The organism is Mesorhizobium sp. A623 (assembly GCF_054489405.1).
In genome coordinates this window covers 154,199-179,855 of sequence record NZ_JBTMXB010000007.1, presented here as the reverse complement: position 1 = coordinate 179,855, position 25,657 = coordinate 154,199, and the positions used below count along the sequence as shown (strand labels likewise).

Genomic DNA, 25,657 nt, shown 5'->3' with positions numbered 1-25,657 from the left:
CGCACGAGAACACCGGCACCCATCTCGGGGACCGGTGTCTGGCCAAGCCAGGAAATGGATCAGGGGAGATGGGCAAGCCATTTCCCCTTTTTCTTTTCTGGAGGATTTTCACCATGGTTGCCGAAGCGGAAGACGACGGAGACGAAAGTTTCGCCATAGACTGCCCGGTCATCGCCACCGAAAACCTGACGATGCGTGCACCGCAGGAAAGCGACATCGCGCAACTGGTGGAGTTGGCCGACAATCACCACATTGCCCAGATGCTGGCGCGCATGCCGCACCCTTACGGCGAGGCCGAGGCGCGCGCCTTCCTGTCCATGACCAAGGCACGGCGCGGCGGCGCGGCCTATATGCTGACGCTGGCCGGAACCGACACCATCGTCGGCTGTGCGGGCCTGAACACCACGGATCGCGGGCTGGAACTCGGCTACTGGATCGGCGAGCCCTACTGGCGGCGCGGCTATGCCACCGAGGCCGCGCACGCCCTAGTCGATCTCGCCTTCCGCAGCACGAACATTCAGGTTCTGCAGGCCTCGTGCCGGGTCATCAATCCGGCCTCGCGCCGGGTCATCCACAAATGCGGCTTCCAGTATGCCGGCCAGGGCATGCTGAATTCGATCGTCGCCGGCCAGGTGCCGGTCGAGCGCTATCGTCTCGACCGCAAGACCTGGACCAGCCTGCGCAACTGGGTGCATTTCTGATGATGCCCAGTCTGATGATGTTCGGCGGGGTGCGTCCTTCGAGGCTCGCCCTTCCGGGCTTGTGCTCCTTCTCGGGCGTCAAAGCGGGCTCGCACCTCAGGATGAGGAAGGGCGGCGCTCCGGGGGCGTCTCCTGCCCTGTCGGCAGATACCGAGCGATAAGCAACAACGGTCCTCATCCTGAGGTGCGAGCCCGCACGACCAAAGAAAGCCCGCCCCAACGTCGACGGGCGAGCCTCGAAGGACGCACCGAAACTACGCCAGTTCCGCCCACACCGGCAAATGATCGGAGCCGACCGCCTGCCGGTCGACCCACAGGCGTTGCAAGGATCGGGCGAGCGAGGCGCTGGCGAACACATAGTCGAGGCGCTTGTGCCGGCCGGCATCGTCGGGACGCTTGGGATCGACCCATGTGGTGAGATCGTCAACGCCAAGATGGCATGCGGCGTCAACCGCGAGGCCAGCGCTCAGCGGCATGCCGAACTCAGGATCGGGTGCGCCGGCAATCTCGCTATATTCCGGCGATCCGGCCAGCATGTTGAAATCGCCCATCACGACAAAATCCTGCGGACAGGGCGGCTCCGGCAGGCCGACCTCGGCAAGGCCGGAAAGGCCGCCGCCCTCCAGCGGATAATTCAACAACCGCTCGCGCAGGAATGCGATCTGGCTGACGCGCTCGGCCGGACTGCGATGGTCGAGATGGGTCGAGTAGAAGCGGATGAAGCCGAGCGGTGTCTCGATCAACGCTTCCAGCGCCCCACGCTGAAAATTCAGCGCATCGAAGCTGCGGCTGCGCGGCAACAGCAGATTGCGCGACAGCTGGATCGGGGTCTTGGACAAGACCATGTTGCCAAGCTGGAACATGGTGGTGACGGCCCGGCCCCTGGCGACATGAGAGCCGATATTGGCCTCGAAATTGCTGCCATAGACCGAAAAATAGTCCGGCAGGGCCTCAGTCAGTTCTGCGACCATGTCGCGCCCGCCATTATTGGGATTGTTGCGGCAAACCTCCTGCAGCGCGATCACGTCCGCGCCACGCACGGCACTGGCGATACGCTCGATATCGTAGAGCCCGTCGAGACCGACGCCATACTGGGTGTTGTAGGTGACCAGTTTCATCGCCATCTTCCGACCAAAACACGCCGCGCCCGCTCTCGCCCTATCCCGCGCTATAGGGTAGAGGTCAGTCATGAAACTCAATAGCAGCAGAAACAGCCCCTTCCGATGAAATTTCTCGACCAGGCCAAGGTTTACATACGCTCCGGCGACGGCGGTGCCGGCTCCGTGTCGTTCCGGCGCGAAAAGTTCATCGAGTTCGGCGGCCCCGACGGCGGCGACGGCGGGCGCGGCGGCGACGTCTGGCTCGAGACGGTCAACGGGCTGAACACGCTGATCGATTATCGCTACCAGCAGCACTTCAAGGCCAAGACCGGCATGCACGGCATGGGCCGCAACATGACCGGCGGCAAGGGAGCCGACGTGACGCTGAAAGTGCCGGTCGGCACCCAGGTTCTGGAAGAGGACAACGAAACGCTGATCTGCGACATGGTGCATATCGGCCAGCGATTCCTGCTGGCCAAGGGCGGCAATGGCGGCTTCGGCAACCAGCATTTCAAGACCTCGACCAACCAGGCGCCGCGCCGCGCGAACCCCGGCCTGCCCGGCATCGAAATGAACATCTGGCTGCGGCTGAAACTGATTGCCGATGCCGGACTGGTCGGCCTGCCCAATGCCGGCAAGTCGACGTTCCTTGCGACGGTAACGGCGGCGAAGCCGAAGATAGCCGACTATCCTTTCACGACCCTGCATCCGGGCCTTGGCGTCGCCCGCATCGATGCCCGCGAATTCGTCATCGCCGATATTCCGGGTCTTATCGAAGGCGCGCATGAGGGCGTCGGCATCGGCGATCGTTTTCTTGGCCATGTCGAACGCACGCGCGTGCTGTTGCATCTTGTTTCGGCACAGGAAGAAAACCCCGGCAAGGCCTACAAGACGGTGCGCGACGAACTCGAGGCCTATGGCAACGGCCTGGCCGACAAGGTCGAGATCGTCGCGCTCAGCCAGGTCGACCTTCTCGATGCCGACGAGCGCAAAAAGAAAATAGCCTCGCTGAAACGTGCCGCCGGCCGCACGCCCATGCTGCTATCAGCCCCCACCCGCGAAGGCGTCGAAGCCATGCTGCGCGCGCTGATGAAGATCGTGGAAGACGCCCGCGCGCCTGCCGCCCCTGTCGATACGCGGTGGCAGGACTAGCCGGCGATGACTGCGCTTTCCCTCAAAAAATACCGGCGTATCGCCATCAAGATCGGCTCGGCGCTGGTGGTCGACCGCGCGACCGGCCTCAAGCGAGACTGGCTGGCATCGCTGGCCGACGACATTGGCGAGCTGGCCAAGGGCGGCACGGAAATCCTCGTCATTTCTTCCGGCGCCATCGCGCTCGGCCGCACCATTCTGGGCTTGGGCAAGCGCGCGTTAAAACTGGAAGAAAGCCAGGCCGCCGCCGCCGTCGGCCAGATCGCGCTGGCGGGCGCATGGTCCGATGCGTTGGGCGGCCATGGGCTCAAATCCGGGCAGATCCTGCTGACGCTCAGCGACACCGAGGAGCGCCGCCGCTATCTCAACGCGCGCGCCACCATCTCCACCCTGCTCAAGATGAAGGCGGTGCCGGTCATCAACGAGAACGACACGGTCGCCACCTCCGAAATCCGCTATGGCGACAACGACCGGCTGGCGGCGCGCGTCGCCACCATGATGGGCGCGGACCTTCTGGTGCTGCTGTCCGACATCGACGGGCTCTACACCGCCCCGCCCGCGCACGATCCGCAGGCGCGCTTCATCCCACTGGTCGACCACATCACTCCCGACATCGAGGCAATGGCGGGTGCTGCCGCTTCCGAATTTTCGCGCGGCGGCATGCGCACCAAGCTCGACGCCGGCAAGATCGCAACCGCCGCCGGCACCGCCATGATCATCACCGCCGGCACGCGGCTGTCGCCGCTGATGGCGATCGAGCGCGGCGAGCGCGCCACCTTCTTCAAGCCGAGCAGTCACCCGGTCAAGGGCTACAAGACCTGGATTGCCGGCCAGCTCGAACCGGCGGGGAGGCTCACCATCGACGCCGGCGCGGTGCGTGCGCTCAAGTCCGGAAAGTCGTTGCTGCCGGCCGGCGTCAAGCTGGTCAGCGGCAACTTTTCGCGCGGCGATACCGTGGCGATACTGTCGCCCGAGGCCCGTGAAATCGCGCGCGGGCTGGTTGCCTACGATGCCGCCGATGCCGTAAGAATCGCGGGCCTGAAGACGACCGAGATCGAAACGGTGCTCGGCTACGAGGCGCGCTCGGCGATGATCCACCGCGACGATTTGGTGGTAAACGACGACGCCACCGCCTACACCGACGCCCCGGCTACGACGGAGACTGAACCATGCTGACCCGGCATGACAATTCCAACAGCGACATTGCGGCCGTGATGGCCGCTATCGGCCGCCGCGCGCGCGCTGCCGCACGCCCACTGGCCATCGCCACCGCCGAACGCAAATATGCCGCCCTGGTCGGCATGGCGCAGGCAATCGCGGCCCAGGAACAGGCCATCCTCGACGCCAATGCCGTCGATCTGGCCAATGGCGAGGAGAATGGCCTTGCCGCCTCCTTCATGGACCGGCTGAAGCTGACGCCGGCACGCATCCGCGCCATGGCCGACGGCATCCGCACTATTGCCGAACTGCGCGATCCGGTCGGCGAGGTGATGGCCGAATGGGACCGCCCGAACGGCCTGCATATCGAACGCGTGCGCACGCCGCTCGGCGTCGTCGGCGTCATCTACGAAAGCCGGCCGAACGTGACGGCGGATGCCGGCGCGCTGTGCCTCAAGGCCGGTAACCCGGTGATTTTGCGCGGCGGCTCGGATTCGGGGAATTCCTCCGCCGCCATCCATGCCTGCCTGGTCGAAGGGCTGAAGAACGCCAACCTGCCGCAAGATGCCATCCAGTTGGTGCCGACCACCGACCGCGCCGCCGTCGGCGAGATGCTGAAAGGCCTGTCCGGCAATCTCGACGTCATCATTCCGCGTGGCGGCAAAAGCCTCGTTTCGCGGGTGCAGAACGAGGCCCGCGTGCCGGTGTTCGCGCATCTCGAAGGCATCTGCCACCTCTATATCGACAAGTCCGCCGACCTCGACATGGCCGTGAAGATCGCCGTCAACGCCAAGATGCGCCGCACCGGCATCTGCGGCGCGGCGGAAACGCTGCTTGTGGACCGCGCTGTCGCTTCGACACACCTCGTGCCGATCCTGACCGCGCTGCGCGACGCCGGCTGCGCTATCCGCGCCGACGCCGACGTGCTGAACATCTTCCCCGATGCCGCGCCCGCCACGGACGCCGACTGGACCACCGAATATCTCGACGCCATCATCTCCGCAAAACTGGTGGACGGCGTTGCCGGAGCCATCGAGCACATCGAGACTTTCTCCTCGCACCACACCGAGGCCATCGTCGCGGAGGACGCCAAGGCGGTCGAAAAATTCTTCAACGAAATCGACTCGGCAATCCTGCTCGCCAATGCCTCGACCCAGTTCGCCGATGGCGGCGAGTTCGGCATGGGCGCGGAAATCGGCATCGCCACCGGCAAGATGCACGCGCGCGGCCCGGTCGGCGTCGAACAGCTCACCTCATTCAAATACCGCGTGCGTGGCACGGGGCAGGTGCGGCCGTGATGGCAACGGGCCGGCCTCGGCTTCGGCTTGATTAGAGACGTAGTGCATTCCGTGTCGAACGCTAAACTGTCGCCCCACTATCTGCGCATGCCCCATGTCGAAAAGGGCATGCAGGTCGGCCTGTTCGGCGGCTCGTTCAACCCGCCGCATGCCGGTCATGCGCTGGTCGCCGATATTGCGCTTCGGCGTCTGGCACTCGATCAGTTGTGGTGGATGGTGACACCCGGCAATCCGCTTAAGAACGGGCGCGAACTGGCTCCGCTGGCCGAGCGCCTGCACCGGTCGGAAGACATCACCAAAAATCCGCGCATAAAAGTGACTGCCTTCGAGGCGACCCATCATATCCGTTACACCGCCGACACGCTGGCGCTGGTACGCGCCCGAAATCCGGGCGTCGATTTCGTCTGGATCATGGGCGCGGACTCACTGCGCGACTTCCACCGCTGGCAGCGCTGGCGCCAGATCATGCTGACCTTCCCCGTCGCGGTGATCGACCGGCCGGGTGCGACGCTGTCTTTCCTGTCATCCGTGGTGGCGAAAACCTTCGACTACGCCCGCATCGACGAACGCGACGCGCAGCAGCTTGCCCGCATGCGCGCGCCGGCATGGACCTTCATTCACGGACCGCGTTCGCCGCTTTCGTCCAGCGCGATCCGCCAAGTGACAAAATAGCCATCATCCTTGCCACGCCCTGCATTCGCAGTCTGGCCATTTCAAAGAACGCTGCCTTTTGGGCAGGTGGGAAGCGCGACGCGAGGCCGTGCCTTCGATAATTTGATACATGGCGCGAACCTCGCGTCACGCCGGCGTTTTCCGTTTCCGTCCGATCCGCTACACCGTCCGGCATTTGCGCCTTCCAGCTTGTGTGCTCGCTCCAGCACGCACGGGCCATAGTACCCGCGGGTGACCCTCTGGACGGAACCTCCCCGGGCGACAGGCACGTTTCCTGCCATCGGAGGCGCCGGTTCCTCCCCACACGTTCACCGTCGCGACCGGCGTTCCCATGGGAGAAACTGCCGGGCATTATGAGAGGGATGCGGAGGGTGTGGATATATTTATTTTCGAGGGAGCGCTCCGTCCAGCACCCCTCATCCGACCTCGCTGCGCTCGGCCACCTTCTCCCACAAGAGGAGAAGGGAAGGTCGGCGCTGCTCTTACCTTCTCCCCTTGTGGGAGAAGGTGGATCGACGCGTAGCGGCGAGACGGATGAGGGGTGTTGGCCGGAACGAGTTCAGCTTTCCGTCTGCGCCCCCCGAACTTTACGCCACGTCGAATTGCAACCGCTTGGCGGAATCGATCGACTTGTTGTCACGCACCTGCGCCAGCACGTTTTCAGGGAACGGCGCATCCAGGTAAAGCAGGGCGATGGCATTGCCGCCGGGATGGTCGCGGCCAAGCTGGAAGTTGGCGATGTTGACGCCGTTTTCCCCGCACAGCGTGCCAAGCAGGCCGATGATGCCGGGAACGTCGGCATTGGTCGTGTACAGCATATGCGCCCCGACCTCGGCATCGAGATTGATGCCCTTGATCTGGATGAAGCGCGGCTTGCCGTCGGAAAAGCAGGTGCCGGCGATCGAGCGTGTCTTCTTCTCGGTCTTCACCGTCAGCTTGATATAGCCGTCGAACACGCCCGACTTGTCGCGCTTGACCTCGGCGACGATAATGCCGCGTTCCTTCACCATGATCGGGGCGGACACCATGTTGACGTCCGAAACCTGCGGGCGGATCAGCCCGGCAAGCGTGGCACTGATCAGCGCGCGCGTATTCATGGTCGCGGTCTGCCCGTCGAACAGGATTTCCACCTCCTTGATCGGGTCTTCCGTCACCTGCCCGACGAACGCGCCCAGCACCTCCGCCAGCTTGACGAAGGGTTTCAGGCGCGGCGCTTCCTCGGCGGTGATCGAGGGCATGTTGATGGCGTTGGTGACCGCCCCCTTGATCAGATAGTCCGACATCTGCTCGGCCACCTGCAGCGCCACGTTTTCCTGCGCTTCCGACGTCGAAGCGCCCAGATGCGGCGTCGCCACCACGTTTTCCATGCCGAACAGCGCGTTGTTTTCGGCCGGCTCGACCTCGAACACGTCGACGCCAGCACCGGCGACCTTGCCGCTCTTCAACGCCGCGACCAGGTCGGCCTCGACGATCAAGCCGCCGCGCGCGCAATTGACGATGCGCACGCCGGGCTTCATCCGGGCAATCGCATCGGCATTGATGATGCCCTTGGTCTTCTCCGTCATCGGCGTGTGCAGCGTGATGAAGTCGGCGCGCGCGAACAGTTCGTCCAGTTCAACCTTGTCGACGCCCAGTTCCTCGGCCCGCTTGTCGGACAGGAACGGATCGAAGGCGATGACGTGCATCTTCAAGCCGACGCCGCGTGAGGCGACGATCGAACCGATATTGCCGCAGCCGATGATGCCCAGCGTCTTGCCGGTGATCTCGATGCCCATGAAGCGGTTCTTTTCCCACTTGCCGGCATGGGTGGAGGCGTTGGCTTCCGGTATCTGGCGGGCCAGCGCGAAGATCATGGCAATCGCGTGCTCGGCCGTGGTGATCGAATTGCCGAAGGGCGTGTTCATGACGATGATGCCGCGCCGCGAGGCGGCCGGAATATCGACATTGTCGACGCCGATGCCGGCGCGGCCGATAACCTTGAGGTTCTTCGCGGCGGCGATCAGCTTTTCGGTGACCTTGGTCGCGGAGCGGATGGCAAGGCCGTCATACTGGCCGATGACTTCGAGCAGCTTTTCCTTGTCCTTGCCGAGATCGGGCAGATAGTCGACGTCGACGCCGCGATCCTTGAATATCTGCACGGCGGTGGGGGAAAGTTTGTCGGAAACGAGAACGCGGGGCATTTTTTTCAATCCTGTCAGGTTGCTGACCCCTCATCCGTCGCCTTTGGCGACACCTTCTCCCACAAGGGGAGAAGGAAGAGGGCCTGTCCCTTCTCCCCTTGTGGGAGAAGTTGGCCGAGCGGAGCGAGGTCGGATGAGGGGTGTTCCAGTAAAACGTAAATGCCAGGTCAGGCCGCTTGCTTGAGCGCGGCTTTCTGTGTGGAAAAAGCCCAGTCGAGCCAAGGCATCAGCGCTTCAACGTCCGCCGTCTCGACAGTTGCCCCGCACCAGATGCGCAGGCCGGGCGGCGCATCACGATAATGGCCGATGTCGAAAGCGACGCTTTGCCTGTCGAGCGCGGTTGCCAGACCCTTGGCGAACGCCGCCTGCCCTTCGGCATCGAGCGCGGCGATTTCCGCATCGACGATTGCCAGGCAAACGGATGTGTTCGACCGCGTTGCCGGGACGGCAGCCAGATGGCCGAGCCACGAGGACTTTTGCACGAAGCGGTCGATGACGGCGGTATTGGCGTTTGCGCGGGCAACCAGCCCGTCCAGCCCACCGATGCTTTTCGCCCAATTCAGCGCATCCAGATAATCCTCGACGCACAACATCGACGGCGTGTTGATGGTTTCGCCGCGAAAAATGCCTTCGATCAGCTTGCCGTTGGAGGTGAGGCGGAAAATCTTCGGCAGCGGCCATGAAGGCTTGTAGCTTTCCAGCCGCTCGACGGCGCGGGGGCTGAGGATCAGCATGCCATGCGCGCCCTCGCCGCCCAAAACCTTCTGCCAGGAGAAGGTGACGACATCGAGCTTTTCGAAGTCGAGTTTTTGCGCGAACGCCGCCGAGGTGGCGTCGCAGATGGTCAGCCCTTGCCGATCCGCCGGGATGAAGTCGCCGTTCGGCACGCGCACGCCAGAGGTGGTGCCGTTCCAGGTAAAGACCACGTCGCGGTCGAAATCGATGCTGGAGAGGTCCGGCAATTCGCCATAGGGCGCTTCGATGCGGCGCACATCGGCAAGCTTGAGCTGCTTGACCACGTCGGTGATCCAGCCGGCGCCGAACGATTCCCAGGCGACCATGTCGACGCCGCGCTCGCCCAGCAGCGACCACAGCGCCATCTCGACGGCGCCGGTGTCGGACGCCGGCACGATGCCGATGCGGTAATCGGCCGGAACGTTCAGGATTTCACGGGTAAGGTCGATGGCCTGCGCCAGCTTGCTCTTGCCTATTTTCGCGCGGTGCGAGCGGCCAAGCGGAGCATCCGTCAGCGCCTCGACCGACCAGCCGGGACGTTTGGAACAGGGACCTGAAGAAAAGCGGGGGTTTGCCGGACGGAATCCGGGCATGGGAAGTGTCGTCATCGTGGTCTATCCTTCCAGATAGTGGCCCCTCGTTGGGGAGGGGTGGCCCACTCCGGCCATTACCGAAATCCTCGGAAAAGCGCAAGCGATATCGATAGTTGCCATGCAGGTTCTTGCAGCGCCGTGCAGAACGGAGGCGGAACGCGCGGCAAGAAGTGGCACAAAACTGACACAAGCGGTTCGCCGTCTGTTCATGCTGCGCCGGCGACTGCGCAAACGAAAACCGCCGCTCAGGATGGTCCCCTGAACGGCGGCAATGCGATAGAAAAGCACAGCAGCGCTTTCAACGGAAACTCCTACCACAACGCCGACGACGCCGCAACGCGAGCCGGCCGCTGGTATGCGGAAAACCGTGAGAATTGCCCGCAGCCGATCATTCCAACGCTGCGGCGGATGTTCGATCTATCGGCGCTTGAAGCCGTCCAGGCGATCCGCGTGGCGAACGGAGTGCAGCGATGAGCGCGCCCCTGCACGTCAGCGCCGCGCTGCTCAACTCTCGGCTGGTCAAAGCTGGGGCCCCTGACCCCGAGCTGGTCGACGCTTACATGTCAGGCGCGATCCGCACCAAGGGGCCGAGCCGTGCCCCCAATCCTCTCAATCGCTATTCTCGTCGCCTTGCGGCGCGGTTTGATCGCAAGTGGCAACGCTCGCCCGATCGCGCCGCGTCCGTGAAACGGCGGCGCATGCTGGGCGGCTCAAGCGGTATGCCCGACACGATCCGGCATTACTACACGGAAGGCGAGCGCGCCGCTCTGGCCGTCATCGCAGGCGAGGTGAAGCACCATGGCGTGTGCACCCTTCCCATTGACCGCATTGCAGCCGTTGCAGGCGTAAGCCGAACGACCGTGCAAAACGCTCTACGCGAGGCGCGCGCGCGCGGTCATGTGACCGTCGAGGCGCGGCCGCGCACGGGACAGAAGAACCTCACCAACATCGTGCGCGTCAGCTCGAAAGAATGGCTTGCCTGGCTCAAGCGCGGGCCAGCTTTGGCACGATCGATAGGGTTCAAATCATTCCACCCCACGAAGAACCAAGATCAAAAAACATACGTTGACGGGCTTCACGACGCTTGCACCGGGCACGGTATTGCCAGCGGAGACGCTGCAAAGGGGCTTGGGAATAGGAAGCGCGGGCAAAGCCGAGCGCAACCGGGAACCGAACGGCGCTGCCATGCTGATTGAGACGCGAAGACCAGTGCCTGGAGGCCGGCAACTGTCGATCCTGCTGGACGAATATGCGCGCCAGATAGAGCGGCTTTCGCCATCACCGCGCAACCCTGAGCGCTTCCATGAGGACAAGAGCGAGATCGTGGCGGCGCTGCTCGATCTGGCATACGAGGTGCGCCGTGGCTGACTGGCCTTACAGCACGCGAACGTGGCAGCGGCTGAGGCTGGCGAAGTTGGCGCACAATCCCATGTGCTACGCCTGCTCGCTTCGCGGTCGGATCGCATCGGCCGTGGCCGTCGACCATGTGAAGGCGATCAAGGCTGGCGGCGATCCGTTCCCGCCGCTCGACGGGCTGATGAGCCTTTGCGAGCGCTGCCACAACGAGAAGACGAACGCGGTCGATCGACCTGACCGCTCGTCATCCGGTCGACGGTTCAAAGGCTTCGACGTGAACGGCAACCCGATCGATCCCGGCGACGATTGGCATGGTGGGGGTGCCTGAAATCACGGGGAACGGTGCCGGATAGGACCGGTGTGGAAGAGCGGAATATACTTAGTTTCAGATACTTAGGAAGCAGAAGGAACAAAGCGGATGGCACTTAGAGGCATCGGATCAAATCCGCTTTCAGGGCGCGGGCAGGTCGAAGTTCGCGAAGTTTTGCCTTGGGATGAACCCAGCCTGACACGCGACCAGCGCGTGATTGAGTTCTGCGAAGACCTGCCGATCACGGCCGGCAAACTCGCCGGCACCAAGATGAAACTCCGGCCGTGGCAGCAAGAATTTATCCGCGCCGTCTATTCTGACGACGCCGCCGGCTCGCGGACGGTGCGAACCGCCGTGCTCAGCATGGGCCGCAAGAACGGCAAGACGCAGCTCGCGGCGGCGCTGGCGCTCTGCCACCTTGTCGGGCCGGAAGCGGAGCCGCGAGGCGAGGTCTATTCGTGCGCGCTCACCCGCGACCAGGCGTCGAAGCTGTTTCAGGAAATGGTCGCGGTCCTGAAATCACACCCGGAGCTGAACGATCGTTGCAACATCGTCCGGTTCACCAAGCAGATCGAGGTGATGAGCGGCCACGGCGAAGGCTCGATTTATGCCGCCCTGTCGGCCGACGCCGGCAGCGCGTTGGGCCTGTCGCCGTCCTTCGTCGTCTATGACGAGCTGGGGAGCGCGCCGAACCGTGCCTTGTTCGACGCCATGGACACCGCGACAGGCGCTCGCGACAATCCGTTGATGATGGTGATTTCTACTCAGGCGGCGGCGGATCACGCCGTCCTGTCCGAGCTGATCGACTACGGCTTGCGCGTCCAGTCGGGCGACATCACCGACCCGTCGTTTCATCTGACCCTGTTCGCCGCGCCGCAGGACGCCGACCCGTGGGAGCCTGAGACCTGGCGGCTGGCAAACCCGGCAATAGGCGACTTCCGCTCGCTCGCCGACGTGCAGCGGCAGGCTGGGCAGGCGCGGCTTGTGCCGTCGAAGGAAGCGGCGTTCCGCAACCTGATCCTCAACCAGCGCGTTTCCGCCGTCTCACGCTTCATCCACAAGGCCGAATGGGACGCCAACGCCGGCACGGTCGACGCTGCCAGCCTCGATGGCCGCGAATGCTATGCCGGTCTCGACCTGGGCGCGACACGCGACTTGACGGCCTTCGTCATGGTCTTTCCCGATGACAAGGGCCATTTTGACGTACTCGCCCGCTTCTTCATGCCGGAAGCGAACATCGAGGACCGATCGAACGAGGACCGCGTACCCTATGATGTTTGGGCAAAGCAGGGCCTTATCACGCTCATTCCCGGCGCGACGATCGATCCGGGCTTCGTAGCGGACGTTCTGGCGAATGCGACCACGCGCTACAACATGCAGACGCTCGCCTATGATCGCTGGCGCATCGAAGATTTGAAACGCGAGCTGGGGCTGATCGGCGCGGCCTTGCCACTGACGCCGTTCGGGCAGGGCTTCAAGGATTTCTCGCCAGCCGTCGACATGCTGGAAAGGTGCGTAGCCGAAAAGCTGCTGAGACATGGCGGCAATCCAGTGCTCAACATGTGCGCCGCGAATGCCGTGGTGACGCGCGATCCGGCTGGCGGGCGAAAACTCGACAAGTCGAAGGCGGCGGGCAGGATCGACGGGCTTGTCGCGCTGGCGATGGCGCTCAGCATCTCGAAACGACACGAGCCAGAGGCGCTGCCGGCGTGTCTGGCGGAGCTGATGGTCTGATTATGGGATGATCCGCGCGCGCCAGTAGTTCCTGATCTCGCTTTCAAACCAGCCTTCGGCCTCAAATCGTGGGCTGACGCGAGATCGGAAGTCCAAATAGTGGCTGTAGTGCTTGCCTTCGAGCCACGTTGTGAACGCGCCGAAACTCGGATAATGACCCGGCTGCTGCTGGTAGCCGGTTTCGTGCATCCATTCCAATGCAAGACGCCGGATAGCGCGCTCGGCGTCTGCCTTTTTGTTCATTTTTTTGTCGCCCGTTTGCCGCTTTTCTTATCCTCCCGGAGAGAAAGGAAAATAGATGCGATCACTTGGAGCGCCTCGGTCCTAGACAATCCCGGCCGCTCTTCTTCGATGTAGCGGTCTAGCATCGGCAAATGATCCGGCAAAATCCCGCTTGGGCCTTCGTAGGCGGCCAGCCCCTCCCCAATCAGTGTGCGCACTGCCTCCGATCGGCTGGGTATCTCAGATTGCTCGCGCCTCCAATCATCGACTAATTGCATCTGTTCGTCGGTGAAGCCGATCAGCACCTTGTTTGTGTAAGTGAGAGGGCGGGCCATGCCTATATCCCGATATGCGTTATTGACAATCCAGATATAAAGCATATCGGTATATCCGGGACGACACAAGGTTGCAGCCTTGCCGTCGCCCCTAACCGCAACCGATCGTGAAAGGATCGATCATGGCTGACCTCAGCAATAGCACTGTTTTGCCTTCCGGTGAGCGTCCAACGTTGTCGTACTCTGAGGCGATGGGTGCATTTGAGAAGATCGTCGACATCACCGAGATGATCGATTGCATAGTGCTCGCCTGCGCCTCGTTAGACCCCGAGCACGGAAACCCCATCGCCCGGATTGCCCACATCGCGACAGAAAAGCTCTACGAGGTGCAAGAAATTGTCGACTTGCGCGTGGTTGCCTGCACGGAGAAATCCACAGGCTGAGCTAAATCCGAAGCGTGTTGTTTGACACGGATTTAAAATCCGTGGTAGATAACACGAAACTCGGGGTTGAGCGCAATGGAAACAGGTATCAGCTTAGCAGTCTTCACGCCTCGTGAAGCCGAACGCATCACGGGCGTGTCGACGGTAATGCAACGCGACTGGCGACGGCATGGTTATTTGCCCGTCAGTGAAGGCCATATGCGTTTCAACGTGTTCGGCCTCGCGGAACTGCTGGCACTTAGGCTGCTGGCGGAACGCCGTATTGGACCGCAGCAAGGGAAGCTGGTTTCCGATTGGCTCGCAGCCGGCATCACTCGTTTCGCTTTGCAGAGCCGTCGTGCTTATGACGGCGATGCTGCCGAAATTCAGAAATTGCCGGATGATACCAACAAGGCCGCCATGCGCGAGGCGCTCGAAAAGCTGGCAGCTCAAGCGGCACCGGGCAGCACCTTCAGCCTGAGTGGAGCGCCAATTTCTTGGCTTGCCGGTGCTAACCGGCTCTCGCGCATGGTTCTAAAGATGCACAACAAACCGGAAGGGATCGGGCGTGCATTGCCTGCGCGCTTTTTCCTGTGGTTCTCCGACGACACCCACACTTGGCACGAGTCAGTCGACAAATGCTTTGAAGAAGAGGGATGCGCGGACGGCCTACTAGCTGGGCCTATCGTGGTGTTGGATCAACACGCCATCGGCGAACATCTGTTGAAGATGGCCGGCCGTGCCTTCGTTTATGTGGAAGATGTCCCGGACGACGATACCGAGGCGGACGAATGATTTTTCCACAGGAGTTTTATCCACACCTCCCAATCGCGGCGCATCATGCGTCGTGTTCCCGCCGTGAGGCGGCATTTCCCAGCGTCGGCTTTGCCGGCCCGATGGACCTTAATTGAAACCCGGATTGAACGTCGTGACGACTGTCCAGTCCCTTTGATGGAGAACTACGATGGCAAAACTACAAGACCTTAAAGAGCACCGCGCCGCGAAGATTACCGAAATGCGTACCCTGCACAGCAAGGAAAAACTCGAAGAAAACGAGGAAACCCGCTTCAGGACGCTGGAAACGGAAGCTGAGGCGCTCACCGGCCAAATCGACCGCGCAGAACGCATGGCTGAATTTGAGCGCCTTGAAGCATCGGGCGAGCATGTTTCTGGACCCGACACGCGGCGCGAGTTGCGCAACTACTCGCTCGCCAAGGCGACTACGGAAAGCCTTGCCGGCAAGCTGAGCGGCCTTGAAGCTGAGGTGCATCAGGAATTGTCCAAGGGGCGCGAGACGCGCGGCCTCATGGTTCCGACCGAAATCCTCCTGGGCAGCATGGAAAGCCGCGCGATCACCACCACCACCCCGGCCGGCAATGCCGGCGGCAATCTAGTGCGCACCGATCTTGCGGCCATGACCGATCATCGCCGGCCGGCGCTGAAAGTCGAAGCGCTTGGCGCAACCGTGCTGCGGGGCCTGACCGGCAATCTCGACCTGCCGCGCCTCAATGCGAGCGGAGCCGCTCACTGGATTGCCGAACATGCCGCGACCACGGGCAGCGATGCCAAGTTCGAGAAAAAGAGCATGTCGCCGAACACGGTTTCGGGGCAGTACGAGCTTTCGCGCCGCATGGTGCTGCAATCGAACGAGGCGATTGAAACCATCCTTCGCCGCGATATTGGCTTCATTCTTGCTCAGGCGCTCGACCTGGCTGGCATCAAGGGCGGCGGCACGAATGAGCCGACCGGCATCATGGCCGACACGGGCGTGACGGCACTTACCGATGCGGCGCTATCTTCGGACGCCACGGCCGATATGATCGCGGCGCTGGAAACCGACGACGTGACCGGAACGCGGGCCTTTCTGACCCACCCGGCCGTCATGGCGATTGCCCGAAAAATTCAGGATACGACGAACCGCGTTATTCCGATTTCCGAGACATTCCATGCCGAGCGCGTCGAGACGAGCACTCAGGTTCCGGTTGTCACTGTTGGAGTTGATCCGGCTCCCGACACTCGCGCGCTGATCTATGGCGAATGGGCCTCGCTCTATATCGGCTACTGGTCGGGCGTCGATATCCTGATGAACCCCTATGCGGATAGCGTGGCTTCCAAGGGCGGCGTTCTTCTGCATGCCTTCCTCGACGCCGACGTGGTTGTGCGTCACCCCGAAGGTTTCCGCTGGATGGAGATCACGGGCTGATGATTACGCTCGCGGACGCAAAGGCATTCTGTCGCGTCGACCATGACGACGACGATGCGGTTATCACCGCCATGCTCGCGGCTGCGGGCGATTATCTGGCAAAGATCGGCGTGGACACTCAGACCGCGCCGGTCCCGCCTGCCGTCGACCAGGCAACGCTTATGCTGACGGCCTTCTTCTACGATCACCGTGAGGACGTGGCCGCCGAGCCGGCCGGCATGATCGATCGGCTTTGCGCGCCTTACCGGGAGGTGTCGCTATGAAAACCGAACGCCGCGCGCTCGCAATCGAGCTTCGCACCAATGGCCGCAAGCTGGAAGGCTATGCGGCGACCTTCAACAACCCGGCCGATATAGGCGGGCGCTTTGTCGAAACCATCGCGCCTGGTGCCTTCGCAACCTCGCTTCGCGGCAACGGCGACATTCTCGCTTTAGTCGATCACGATCCGGGCCGCGTTCTCGCCCGCACCCGTTCCGGCTCGCTCAGGCTGTCCGAAGATAGCAAGGGCCTCGCCTTCGACCTGGACGTGCCCGACACCTCGCACGGCCGTGACGTGCTGGCGCTTGCCGCGCGTGGCGATTTGGGCGGCATGTCCTTCGGTTTCACCGCCTTCGACGAACATCGCGACGGCGACCGCCGCGAGCTGCGCGGCATTGAGCTTCACGAAATATCCGTTGTGCTGGCATGGCCGGCCTACGACGGCACCGTCATTCATGCGCGCTCGCTCGAAACACCGGCACCGTTCCGGCTCTATGCCGACCGCGCGCTCAGGATTTTGGAGTTGATGCAATGAGCTTTCTTGACCGTCTTTTGCGGCGCGAAAGCCGTTCCGAAACCCGGATCGCGTCGAGCGACCCTTATCTTGCCGAGTGGTTTGGCATGAACGGCACGACCGGCGCCTATGTCGATCCGCAACGCGCCAGCGGCCTTGCCACGGCCGGCGCTTGCATTTCTCTGATTTCGGGTGCGCTCGCGGCTATGCCGCTGAATGTCTATCGCCGCGCCAGCAATGGCGGGCGTGAACGCGCGATCGATTATCCGCTTTATGGCGTTTTGCACGATGCGCCGAACGGCGTGATGACGGCCTTTGAGGCTCGCGAAATGCTGATTGCCAGCCTGCTGGTTTCCGGCAACGCCTATGCCACGCTCGAATGGAACGGGCGGGGGCAGGTGATCGGCCTGACACCGCTCGATCCGGGCACGGTTGCGGTCGAGCGGCTGGAAAGCGGCCGGCTGCGGTATCGCGTGACAAACCGTGCCGGCGGTATTCGCGTGTACCTGCAAGATGAATTCCTGCATCTGCGCTACCGGCTCGCCCGCGACGGCGTGATGGGGCTTTCGCCTATCCAGCTTGCCCGCGAAACGTTCAACCTGGCGCTCACACAGCAAGACACGGCGGCGGGCTTGGCGGCAAAGGGCAACCGGCCTTCCGGCGCGCTGATCTTCCCGAACATGATCGGCGGCGAAAAGAAGGATGGAGCACTCAGCGCGCTGGCGGCGAAGATCAATGCAAACACGATCACGTCAAACGTGATGGTGCTGGACGGCGGCGCAGAATGGAAATCCTTTTCCATGACGGCCAAGGATGCCGAGTTCTTGGAAAGCCGCAAGCTCACCAATCTCGACATTTGCCGGATCTGGGGCGTTCCGCCAACCGTGGTGGGGATACTCGATCATGGCACCTATTCCAATGTCGAGATGGAAAGCCGCGCGCTTGTCGTGCGGTGCCTGGCACCGATGGCCAAGCGCATCGAGCAAGCCATGAATGTAGCGCTGTTGCCGACCGAAAGCCGCAAGACGCTGTTTATCGAGCACGATCTTGCCGGCCTGCTGCGCGGCGACATGAAGGCTCGCTATGAGGGCTATCGCATCGGCCGCGAATGGGGCTGGCTCAGCCCGAACGAAATCCGCGGCTGGGAGAACTTGCCGGAGATCGACGGCGGCGATGAATATTTGTCGCCACTCAACATGGTTCCGCTTGACGAGCGCGGCACTGAGCCGGGCACCGAGGAGGCGGAATGACGGGGACGGGCAGTCTTGATCGGCGCATAGTCATCGAGCGCTACACCGTGGTCGGAGACGACGGTGCTGGCAACCAGATTGTGGAATGGTTGCCGTTGGCGACCGTCTCTGCATCGCGCTCCGATGTGTCGGACACCGAACGGGTTGCCTATGGCGGTATCGTTTCCGAGCTGGTGAGCCGCTTTGTCATTCGCAACGGTGGGCCTCAGGCAACTGTCAACTCTGTAGACCGGTTCGCCTATGACGGCCTCACCTGGGAAATTCTCGGCGTGAAGGAGACGAAGGAAGGCCGCAACCGCTTCCTTGAAATCACGGCGAAGATGGGAGGTTGAGCGGATGGCGCTACTCCCCGAATACACCACGCCGGAAGAATTGGCCGCGCATCTTGGCGTCGCGGAACGGACCTTGCGGCAGACGGCACGCTCAATAGGCGCTTGCTCTCAATTCGGGAAACGGATGATCTTTACGGCAGACGATGTTCAGCAACTCATGGAGGCGACCCGCCCATGCCCCTCGAAATCTTCAAACGTGGTGCGATCTGGCACTATCGAGGCTCCGTTAACGGGCGCAGATTTCGCGGCTCTACAAAAACGGCTGACCGCAAAGTCGCCGAAAGGGTCAAGGCGGAAGTCGAAAGGCGTGCCTGGCAACGTCATTTCGATGGGCCGGCGGCAGGATTGACAATGGCTGAGGTATTCAGCGCATACCTCGACGCGGGCAAATCGGATCGATTTCTGCTGAAACTTGCGGAGCACTGGCGAGATACGGCGGTCGAAGATATTCACGCAGAAACCGTGCGTCGCGCGGCGAAGAAAATCTATCCTAATGCCAACGAACCGACGTGGAACCGGCAGGTAATCAAGCCTACACAGGCGGCAATCAACTATGCCTCCGGGCTGGGATGGTGCCCCCGCATTTCGGTCAAGCGGTACACCGAAAACCCGGAAGTCAAGACGCCGGCCACTGTCGAGTGGGTCAGGGCGTTCCACGCTCAGGCGACCAAGGATGACCTGCCGCACCTAGGCGCATTGTGCATCTTCATGTTCGGGACGGCGGCGCGCATTGGCGAAAGCTGTCGGATGACTTGGGCAGACGTTGATTTGTCGACGGGACGCGCGACCCTCTATCTATTCAAGCCGACGCCGTGGAGCCGTGTCGCTCACATGCCGGCCGAAGTCGTCGCTGCGCTCGCCAATATACCGTCCAATCGGAAGCTCGATGAGCCGGTTTTCGGCTATGCCGAGCGGGGCAGTGTCCGCTGCGCATGGAACAACGTCGCGAAGCGCGCCGGCATCAAGCGATTGACGCCGCATTGCTGCCGTCACGGCTTCGCAACCACGATGCTGCACAAGGGCTTTGACGTTAAGACGGTAGCCGAGCGCGGCGGGTGGAAAGACGCCACCACAGTCCTGCGCACCTATGCCCATGCAATCGAGGATAAGACCGTCACGGACGTGCTTTTTGACACACCACTGACACAAGCCGGCACAACGAAGCGCGCAAGCAATTGGAATAAAAGGAGAAAAGCGAAATGAACACCGTCCCTCGTTGGGGAGTGGTGGCCCACGGACGGCGATATTCGCTCAGGCCTTCGGCGTCAAGAGGAAAGTTTTTGTCGCGGGCAGGATATTCGCTTCGGGCGCGGAAGGCCGAAACGAAAACGGCGGACCCGAAAGCCCGCCGCGATGGTGGTAAAACCGGAAAGATGCTTACCAGAGATCGTAGCGCAGCCCGACCTTGACCTGGTGCAGGTCGATGCCCTTCTTGATCTCGAAACTGTCCGTATCCAGATATTCTGCTGAAGGCGACGACAGAAACTGATATCCGATATCGACCGAGACGTTGTCGGAAACCTTGTAGCTTGCTCCCGCATTCAAGGCATAGGCGAACTTCTGCTGCTTGTCGTCATAGTCGACGATCAGCCCAACGGCGGGAGCATTGACATCGATCTTGTGCTGCGAAAACAGCACGCCCACGCCGCCGCCGACATAAGGCGTCAGACCAGCATAGGTGCCAAGGTCGACATAGCCGTTGACGAGGCCACTCCACATGGTGTGCGAGGCGCTGCCGACATTGGAGAGGTCGTATGTGTCGCCGCCGAGGTAATTCAGCGTCACGTCGCCTCGGAGCCAGTCATCGAAATGGTAGCCGACGCCCAGCCCGCCGGTGAAACGCTGGTGTTTCGTCTCCTCGCCCAGGAGTTCGAAATCGTAGACTGGATCGCCGAAACTGTAGCCGACATCACCACGCAGATACCATCCCGAGCCAACCTCGACCGGCTGGTACTCCGGCGCCTGATCGACATAGATGGGCGGGTCGTAATCGGCGGCGAGCGCGGGCGCCAGTGGCGTGAGCGCGGCGGCACCCAGCGCCAGCGCAATACGAATTTCGAGTTTCATGGTCCCCAACTCCCGAAGTTGCCCCTGGCCACATTCGCATGACAGCCACCGGTTCGAGGATCATTGTTAACCATAGTGGTTAAATGCTGGTTAAGGATAACAGCGGGTTAGCAAATGGACTTCCGGGGAACGATTTCGCCACAGATGGAGGACGCCCTGTCCCCGAACGAGATCAACACACAAGAGCACTGCACAAACGAAAGCCGCCCGGACGATGCCGGGCGGCTTTGCTGTCTGAATGGGATGAATTACTTGGTGTAGATCGGCTCCGGCTCGTAGGCCACGGTTTCCGGTTCCACGCAACTGCTGGCGGCGCCGAACGAGTAGCGCAGGCCGCCGCGGACTTCGTGCGAATTGATGCCCTTGTCGTAGCCCGGACCAGCGCCCGGCCCGCCGGCGGACGAACCGGTATAATGGAACATCTTGCCGCTGTTGATGTGGGTGAAGCGATAACCGACGTCGAGGTCGAGATTGTCGGTCAGGCAATAGGACGCGCCCGCCGACAGAGCATAGGCGAAGCGCCAGCTCTTCGCGCCCGCATGGCGGTCGTCAACGCCCGGGAAGGTGTTGCGCAAATCGTCCCATTTCACGAACGCGCCGCCGATGCCCGCGCCGACATAGGGCGTAATGCGGTTCCAGGTGCCGAGATCGACATAGGCGTTGGCAAGCAGCAAAAGGGCGCTGAAGCTGGACGTATCGACGGATACGAAATTGGCGTCGGACGTCTGGCCGCGAAAATCCGATTTGGACCAGTAGTCCGCCGTAAAGTCGGTGCGCAGATAGCGGTTGGCCTTGTAGCCGACACCGCCGCCGAACGAGAACCCGCCCTTGAGCTTGCCAAAATCGAACGACTTGCTGCCGGGCACCGGAATGGCGCCGCCGCAGGGGCCGCAATTCTCGGCGCCATAGGTGATATAATCGGCGCCCTGGAATTTCGACTTGTGGTAGCCCAGATCGCCGCGGATATACCAGCCGCCATATTGCACGTCCTGGATTACCGGCGGCGGGGCCTCCACCACCTGCGGCTCATAGAGGTCGGCAGCCAGCGCGGGGACCGCCATGCCTGCCGCCATCGCGACGACGAGGGCTGACCTGGTAAAGTAAAACATAGGCTGTTGACCCCTGAAACCGCGGCAGAAACGGTGCGAAATTGATGCCTTCAGGGCTGGATAATGATGGGCAATGGTTAAATCCTGTTTAACCCTGTCGCTTAACCACGATCCGTTAAAAATTGAGGATTGCACTGGGCCGCGCGGCCCGGCTGTCAGAAAACGCTGACCGGCAAGTTCAGGCCGCGCTGCGGGTTTCCGAGATGATCTCAACCAGATCGTTGACGACCGCCTCGACCAGCGTCTGGTCGTCGCCTTCGGCCATGACCCGGATGAGTGGTTCGGTGCCGGAGGGCCGGATGACGACGCGGCCGGCATTGCCGAGGCGGGCGCGCGCCTCTTCAATCGCGGCCTTGACGGAGGCGTCCTCAAGCGGCTTGCCGCCGCCCGAGTAGCGAACGTTCTTGAGCAATTGCGGCACCGGCTCGAACCTCCGGGAAAGCTCGCTCATCGGCCGGTTCTGCCGCTTGATGCAGGCAAGCACCTGCAAGGCCGAGACAAGGCCGTCGCCGGTGGTCGAGAAATCGGAAAGCACGATGTGGCCGGACTGCTCGCCGCCGACATTGAGGCCGTTGGCGCGCATATGTTCCACGACATAGCGGTCGCCGACCTTGGTGCGGTGCAGTTGCAGGTTCAAGCCACCTAGGAAACGTTCGAGGCCGAGATTGGACATGATCGTGGAAACGACGCCGCCGCCGGCCAGGCGCCCGCTTTGCAGCCAGGCTTCGGCGATCAGCGCGATGATCTGGTCGCCGTCGACGATCTCGCCCTGCTCGTCGACCATGACGACGCGGTCGGCGTCGCCGTCGAGCGCGATGCCGATATCGGCGCGAACCTCGTGAACCTTCTTCTGCAGGCTGGCAGGATGCGTCGAGCCGCATTCATTGTTGATGTTGAAGCCGTTGGGATCGTCGTTGATCGAGATGACCTCCGCGCCCAGTTCCCAAAGCACGGCAGGCGCAACCTTGTAGGCCGCGCCATTGGCGCAATCGACGACGATCCTGAGGCCCGAAAGCGACATGGAGCGCGGCAGCGTGCGCTTGGCGAATTCGATGTAGCGGTCATGGACGCCATCGACGCGCTTGGCGCGGCCAAGCCCGTCGGAATCAGCGAGCGCCATTTCGATGTCGTCATCGAGCATCGCCTCGATCCGCATTTCGATCTCGTCGGACAATTTGTAGCCGTCGGGACCGAACAGCTTGATGCCGTTGTCGAAATACGGATTGTGCGAGGCCGAAATCATCACGCCGATATCCGCGCGCAGCGAACGCACCAGCATGGCGACGGCCGGCGTCGGAATAGGCCCGAGCAGGAACACGTCCATGCCGGCCGCGCAAAGGCCGGCGACGAGCGCGCTTTCAATCATATAGCCGGAAAGGCGGGTGTCCTTGCCGAGCACGACCCGGTGCCGATGGCTGCCGCGCTGGAAGGAAAGGCCAGCGGCCATCCCCACCTTCATGGCGATCTCGGCGGTCATCGGGAATTTATTGGCCCGCCCGCGAATACCATCCGTACCGAAATAACGTCCCATCCGCGTACCTGTCCCTAGCTGCGCTCGGTCGGCTTTTACTGCCACAAACGGCGAACTACTGCATCACAATGTGTGAGTTTATGTTACGAATCCTGAGAAAGGGTTCCTTTTTTGCGGTCGCTGCCTTTAGCCGGCGCCGTTCCCATTTTTTTGTCGGGCCGAACGCCGCGTCTGCCATGATTTTCGCGTATTCGCGGCTATGTGCTGTGCAGACTAGGGTCTGGCGCAAATCCTTGTGGAGCGCTATTGCTTTTCGGGTGCGTTCCCGGCGGCATCCAACGGAGAGTTACATGCTCATTAATCGACTTGCCACACTGACCAGTCTGGCTGGACTGGCCGTGGCCACCGTATTGCTGGCCTCGCCGGCAAGCGCGCTCACCATGGCCGAATGCAGCACGAAGTACAACGCGGCCAAGGATGCCGGCACCCTCGACGGCCAGACGTGGAACCAGTTCCGCAAGGCCGAATGCGCCGCCGATGCCGACGCGGCCACGAAGCCCGACAAGAAATCGACCTCCAAGTCTGACAAGACCAAGACGACTGCTACTGCCGACGAGCCAAGGGGCTGACGGCGAAGGAATGCAGCGTAAAATACCAGGCGGCCAAGGAAGCCGACACGCTGAACGGCATGAAGTGGAACGACTTCCGCAAGAGCGAGTGCGCCGCCGGCGCAACTGCCGCCGCAACACCCGCCAAGGTGACCAAGACCAAGACGACTGCTACCGCCGACGAGCCCAAAGGGCTGACGGCGAAGGAATGCAGCGTAAAATACCAGGCCGCCAAGGAAGCTGGTACGCTGAACGGTATGAAGTGGAACGATTTCCGCAAGAGCGAATGCGCCGCCGGTGCAACTGCCGCTGCAGCGCCTTCCAAGGCGACCAAGACCAAGACCGCCGCTACCGCCGACGAGCCCAAGGGCCTGAGCATGGCTGAGTGCAGCACCAAATATCAGGCGGCGAAGTCTGGCAACACGCTGGGCGGCATGAAGTGGAACGATTTCCGCAAGGCCGAGTGCGGCGCCGGCGCGACCGATGACGATACCGTGCCGAACCCGACCGAGGCGAAGTACGACCGGGAACCGGCAGCGCCGACCGCCAGGGCGCCGCGCGGCGTCAAGTTCCCGAGCGCCATCGCCAACAAATACAACGACGAAACCCCCGGCAAGGCGCGCATGCACACCTGCCTCGACCAGTATTATGCCAACAAGGACGCCGACACGCTTGGCGGCCTGCGATGGATCCAGAAGGGCGGCGGCTTTTACAGCCTGTGCAACACCCGGCTGAAGAGCTGATCCTGAAAAAACCGACTTTGAAAAACCCGCGAGGCATCCGCCCCGCGGGTTTTTTCTTGCCCTTATTGCAAGCACGCCGTTGCTACCCCTCGACGCGCCGTCCGCCGCGTTCCCTGGCGACATAGGGCAGAACGAACATGTAAAGCCCGCTGAACAGAAGCAGGAAAAGCGGCAACAGGGGCGAATAGACGATCCAGGCGGGGGGCTGCCCCAGCGCCATCGCCGCGAAATTGGCGGCGACGGTCAGAGTAAAGATGATCGCAAGCCAGCGATGGCCTTGCCTGATCCACGTGTTCCAGCGCAATGAATCCTCCTTCGATATAAGCCGCCGCCCAGCCGGACGGCCGTTCGATCTACGGTTCGGCAGCAGTCAGCCTGCCTTCGCCGCAACCTGTTCCAGCTTTTCGAGGAACTGCTGCCAGCCGACCCTGGCGCCGCCATAGGCCTGCCTTTGATCCGGGCGGAAGCCCGATTGCTCGACACGCAGATGAGTGCCAGTGTCCGTGGGGGTAAGCGTGAAGCGCACCACGCTTCTCAGATCGTAGGCCGGATCGTCATGGGCAAAGTCCCACGTGTAGGACAGCGTTCTGGCCGACTCGATGGCAAGGACCTCGCAATCCAGCACACCGCCCCAGTCTCCGCGCAGGTTGAAGCGATGCCCCACGGCAGGCTTGAAATCGTTCTTCATGAGCCATTCCTCGATCAGATGCGGCTGCGTCAGCGCGCGCCAGAGCTTTTCGGGCGGATGAGGAAATTCCCTTTCGACAATGACGGTGCGTATTTCGGGGACCGTGCCTAGTTCGGGTGAAATGTCGTTCATTGGTCCATCCTCTTGAGCAAATCTTCGAGCCCATCCAACCGGCTTTGCCAGAAACCGGTCATCTCGCTCGTCCAGTCGGCCAGCGGCGCCAGCGCATCCAGTTGCGCGCTGTAATGCGTCTGGCGCCCCTCGTGGCGGTCGCGCACCAGCCTTGCCTGTTTCAGGATAGCGAGATGCTTGGAGACAGCCGGCTGAGAAATGCCCGCCTGCGCCGTCAAAGCGCCGACGGTCTGCTCTCCCTCGCGGCACAACCGTTCGAAAATTGCGCGGCGCGTCGGATCGGCCAACGACCTGAAAAGAATGTCATGGGATTCCGGCATATCGATTCATAACCATCCAGCTATTAATTATTACATAGCTGATCGGTTATGAAT

General features: G+C 62.1%; 30 protein-coding genes. 19 read left to right on the top strand and 11 right to left on the bottom strand.

Translation table 11 applies throughout. From position 1 onward, the window contains the following. The first annotated feature begins 113 nt into the window (after window positions 1-113). Window positions 114-701 carry a GNAT family N-acetyltransferase gene (locus ACX3P1_RS09950; protein WP_459079410.1) on the top strand — a complete coding sequence of 196 codons (588 nt, stop codon included), beginning with the start codon at window positions 114-116 and terminating at the stop codon, window positions 699-701. 254 nt (window positions 702-955) lie between these two features. Here the strand turns inward: ACX3P1_RS09950 and ACX3P1_RS09945 are convergent, their stop codons facing one another. Further along, window positions 956-1,819, bottom strand: coding sequence for an endonuclease/exonuclease/phosphatase family protein (locus tag ACX3P1_RS09945; protein WP_459079409.1), 864 nt, complete (start codon window positions 1,817-1,819; stop codon window positions 956-958). Between the two features lie 105 nt (window positions 1,820-1,924). Between ACX3P1_RS09945 and obgE the strand changes: the two genes are divergently transcribed. The 4 genes from obgE (at window position 1,925) to ACX3P1_RS09925 (ending at window position 6,081) form a co-directional block, all read left to right on the top strand. Then, window positions 1,925-2,953 (top strand): GTPase ObgE, encoded by a 1,029-nt coding sequence (gene obgE / locus ACX3P1_RS09940; RefSeq protein ID WP_459079408.1) that lies wholly within the window; start codon window positions 1,925-1,927, stop codon window positions 2,951-2,953. Between the two features lie 6 nt (window positions 2,954-2,959). Continuing rightward, entirely contained in the window at window positions 2,960-4,129 is a 1,170-nt protein-coding gene (gene proB, locus ACX3P1_RS09935) for a glutamate 5-kinase (protein ID WP_459079407.1), read from the top strand. Beyond that, window positions 4,123-5,409 carry a glutamate-5-semialdehyde dehydrogenase gene (locus ACX3P1_RS09930; protein ID WP_459079406.1) on the top strand — a complete coding sequence of 429 codons (1,287 nt, stop codon included), beginning with the start codon at window positions 4,123-4,125 and terminating at the stop codon, window positions 5,407-5,409. The genes proB and ACX3P1_RS09930 overlap by 7 nt, the downstream gene beginning before the upstream one ends. Window positions 5,410-5,496: 87 nt before the next feature. Next, window positions 5,497-6,081: a nicotinate-nucleotide adenylyltransferase gene (locus tag ACX3P1_RS09925; protein WP_459079453.1), complete on the top strand. Its 585-nt coding sequence runs from the start codon at window positions 5,497-5,499 to the stop codon at window positions 6,079-6,081. A 587-nt stretch (window positions 6,082-6,668) separates the two neighbouring features. Here the strand turns inward: ACX3P1_RS09925 and serA are convergent. Together serA and ACX3P1_RS09915 are read right to left on the bottom strand one after the other, a co-directional pair. After that, a complete protein-coding gene (gene serA / locus ACX3P1_RS09920) occupies window positions 6,669-8,261 on the bottom strand; it encodes a phosphoglycerate dehydrogenase (RefSeq protein ID WP_459079405.1) in 1,593 nt (530 codons plus the stop codon). Between the two features lie 167 nt (window positions 8,262-8,428). Beyond that, window positions 8,429-9,604, bottom strand: coding sequence for a phosphoserine transaminase (locus tag ACX3P1_RS09915; RefSeq protein WP_459079404.1), 1,176 nt, complete (start codon window positions 9,602-9,604; stop codon window positions 8,429-8,431). 455 nt (window positions 9,605-10,059) lie between these two features. On the opposite strand from ACX3P1_RS09915, the gene ACX3P1_RS09910 reads away from it, so the two are divergent. The 4 genes from ACX3P1_RS09910 (at window position 10,060) to ACX3P1_RS09895 (ending at window position 12,989) form a co-directional block, all read left to right on the top strand. Next, window positions 10,060-10,785, top strand: coding sequence for a hypothetical protein (locus ACX3P1_RS09910; RefSeq protein WP_459079403.1), 726 nt, complete (start codon window positions 10,060-10,062; stop codon window positions 10,783-10,785). Beyond that, entirely contained in the window at window positions 10,775-10,957 is a 183-nt protein-coding gene (locus tag ACX3P1_RS09905) for a hypothetical protein (protein WP_459079402.1), read from the top strand. The genes ACX3P1_RS09910 and ACX3P1_RS09905 overlap by 11 nt, the downstream gene beginning before the upstream one ends. Continuing rightward, window positions 10,950-11,273, top strand: a complete 324-nt coding sequence (locus ACX3P1_RS09900) for an HNH endonuclease (protein WP_459079401.1) — start codon at window positions 10,950-10,952, stop codon at window positions 11,271-11,273. Before ACX3P1_RS09905 ends, ACX3P1_RS09900 begins: the two co-directional genes overlap by 8 nt. A gap of 90 nt (window positions 11,274-11,363) precedes the next feature. Continuing rightward, window positions 11,364-12,989: a terminase large subunit gene (locus tag ACX3P1_RS09895; RefSeq protein ID WP_459079400.1), complete on the top strand. Its 1,626-nt coding sequence runs from the start codon at window positions 11,364-11,366 to the stop codon at window positions 12,987-12,989. Here ACX3P1_RS09895 and ACX3P1_RS09890 read toward each other — a convergent pair whose 3' ends face one another. Together ACX3P1_RS09890 and ACX3P1_RS09885 are read right to left on the bottom strand one after the other, a co-directional pair. After that, entirely contained in the window at window positions 12,990-13,232 is a 243-nt protein-coding gene (locus tag ACX3P1_RS09890; protein ID WP_459079399.1) for a hypothetical protein, read from the bottom strand. It lies immediately after the preceding gene. After that, window positions 13,229-13,591, bottom strand: a complete 363-nt coding sequence (locus ACX3P1_RS09885; protein WP_459079398.1) for a hypothetical protein — start codon at window positions 13,589-13,591, stop codon at window positions 13,229-13,231. Before ACX3P1_RS09885 ends, ACX3P1_RS09890 begins: the two co-directional genes overlap by 4 nt. Window positions 13,592-13,668: 77 nt before the next feature. Between ACX3P1_RS09885 and ACX3P1_RS09880 the strand changes: the two genes are divergently transcribed. From ACX3P1_RS09880 to ACX3P1_RS09845, 8 genes are all read left to right on the top strand, one after another. Then, window positions 13,669-13,929 (top strand): hypothetical protein, encoded by a 261-nt coding sequence (locus ACX3P1_RS09880; RefSeq protein WP_459079397.1) that lies wholly within the window; start codon window positions 13,669-13,671, stop codon window positions 13,927-13,929. Window positions 13,930-14,004: 75 nt separating this feature from the next. Beyond that, window positions 14,005-14,703, top strand: coding sequence for a hypothetical protein (locus tag ACX3P1_RS09875; RefSeq protein WP_459079396.1), 699 nt, complete (start codon window positions 14,005-14,007; stop codon window positions 14,701-14,703). Between the two features lie 169 nt (window positions 14,704-14,872). Further along, a complete protein-coding gene (locus ACX3P1_RS09870; RefSeq protein WP_459079395.1) occupies window positions 14,873-16,111 on the top strand; it encodes a phage major capsid protein in 1,239 nt (412 codons plus the stop codon). Then, window positions 16,111-16,374 (top strand): head-tail connector protein, encoded by a 264-nt coding sequence (locus tag ACX3P1_RS09865; protein ID WP_459079394.1) that lies wholly within the window; start codon window positions 16,111-16,113, stop codon window positions 16,372-16,374. The genes ACX3P1_RS09870 and ACX3P1_RS09865 overlap by 1 nt, the downstream gene beginning before the upstream one ends. Next, entirely contained in the window at window positions 16,371-16,904 is a 534-nt protein-coding gene (locus ACX3P1_RS09860; protein WP_459079393.1) for an HK97 family phage prohead protease, read from the top strand. The genes ACX3P1_RS09865 and ACX3P1_RS09860 overlap by 4 nt, the downstream gene beginning before the upstream one ends. After that, complete coding sequence (locus ACX3P1_RS09855; RefSeq protein ID WP_459079392.1) at window positions 16,901-18,133, top strand: phage portal protein; 1,233 nt, start codon at window positions 16,901-16,903, stop codon at window positions 18,131-18,133. The genes ACX3P1_RS09860 and ACX3P1_RS09855 overlap by 4 nt, the downstream gene beginning before the upstream one ends. Beyond that, window positions 18,130-18,465 (top strand): phage head closure protein, encoded by a 336-nt coding sequence (locus ACX3P1_RS09850; protein ID WP_459079391.1) that lies wholly within the window; start codon window positions 18,130-18,132, stop codon window positions 18,463-18,465. The genes ACX3P1_RS09855 and ACX3P1_RS09850 overlap by 4 nt, the downstream gene beginning before the upstream one ends. Before the next feature lie 174 nt (window positions 18,466-18,639). Next, complete coding sequence (locus ACX3P1_RS09845; RefSeq protein WP_459079390.1) at window positions 18,640-19,668, top strand: tyrosine-type recombinase/integrase; 1,029 nt, start codon at window positions 18,640-18,642, stop codon at window positions 19,666-19,668. 174 nt (window positions 19,669-19,842) lie between these two features. On the opposite strand, the gene ACX3P1_RS09840 is transcribed toward ACX3P1_RS09845, so the two are convergent. The 3 genes from ACX3P1_RS09840 to glmM form a co-directional block, all read right to left on the bottom strand. Continuing rightward, entirely contained in the window at window positions 19,843-20,532 is a 690-nt protein-coding gene (locus ACX3P1_RS09840) for an outer membrane protein (protein ID WP_459079389.1), read from the bottom strand. 248 nt (window positions 20,533-20,780) lie between these two features. Continuing rightward, complete coding sequence (locus tag ACX3P1_RS09835; RefSeq protein WP_459079388.1) at window positions 20,781-21,641, bottom strand: outer membrane protein; 861 nt, start codon at window positions 21,639-21,641, stop codon at window positions 20,781-20,783. A 178-nt stretch (window positions 21,642-21,819) separates the two neighbouring features. After that, window positions 21,820-23,172, bottom strand: coding sequence for a phosphoglucosamine mutase (glmM, locus tag ACX3P1_RS09830; RefSeq protein ID WP_459079387.1), 1,353 nt, complete (start codon window positions 23,170-23,172; stop codon window positions 21,820-21,822). Between the two features lie 290 nt (window positions 23,173-23,462). Here glmM and ACX3P1_RS09825 point away from each other — a divergent pair, with 290 nt between their 5' ends. Next, window positions 23,463-23,741 (top strand): hypothetical protein, encoded by a 279-nt coding sequence (locus ACX3P1_RS09825; protein WP_459079386.1) that lies wholly within the window; start codon window positions 23,463-23,465, stop codon window positions 23,739-23,741. Between the two features lie 59 nt (window positions 23,742-23,800). Beyond that, entirely contained in the window at window positions 23,801-24,463 is a 663-nt protein-coding gene (locus tag ACX3P1_RS09820) for a hypothetical protein (protein WP_459079385.1), read from the top strand. A gap of 82 nt (window positions 24,464-24,545) precedes the next feature. Here the strand turns inward: ACX3P1_RS09820 and ACX3P1_RS09815 are convergent, their stop codons facing one another. From ACX3P1_RS09815 to ACX3P1_RS09805, 3 genes are all read right to left on the bottom strand, one after another. Next, window positions 24,546-24,767, bottom strand: a complete 222-nt coding sequence (locus tag ACX3P1_RS09815; protein ID WP_459079384.1) for a hypothetical protein — start codon at window positions 24,765-24,767, stop codon at window positions 24,546-24,548. A 66-nt stretch (window positions 24,768-24,833) separates the two neighbouring features. Further along, window positions 24,834-25,283 (bottom strand): SRPBCC family protein, encoded by a 450-nt coding sequence (locus tag ACX3P1_RS09810; protein ID WP_459079383.1) that lies wholly within the window; start codon window positions 25,281-25,283, stop codon window positions 24,834-24,836. Next, complete coding sequence (locus tag ACX3P1_RS09805; protein WP_459079382.1) at window positions 25,280-25,603, bottom strand: ArsR/SmtB family transcription factor; 324 nt, start codon at window positions 25,601-25,603, stop codon at window positions 25,280-25,282. Before ACX3P1_RS09805 ends, ACX3P1_RS09810 begins: the two co-directional genes overlap by 4 nt. Between the last annotated feature and the right edge of the window lie 54 nt (window positions 25,604-25,657).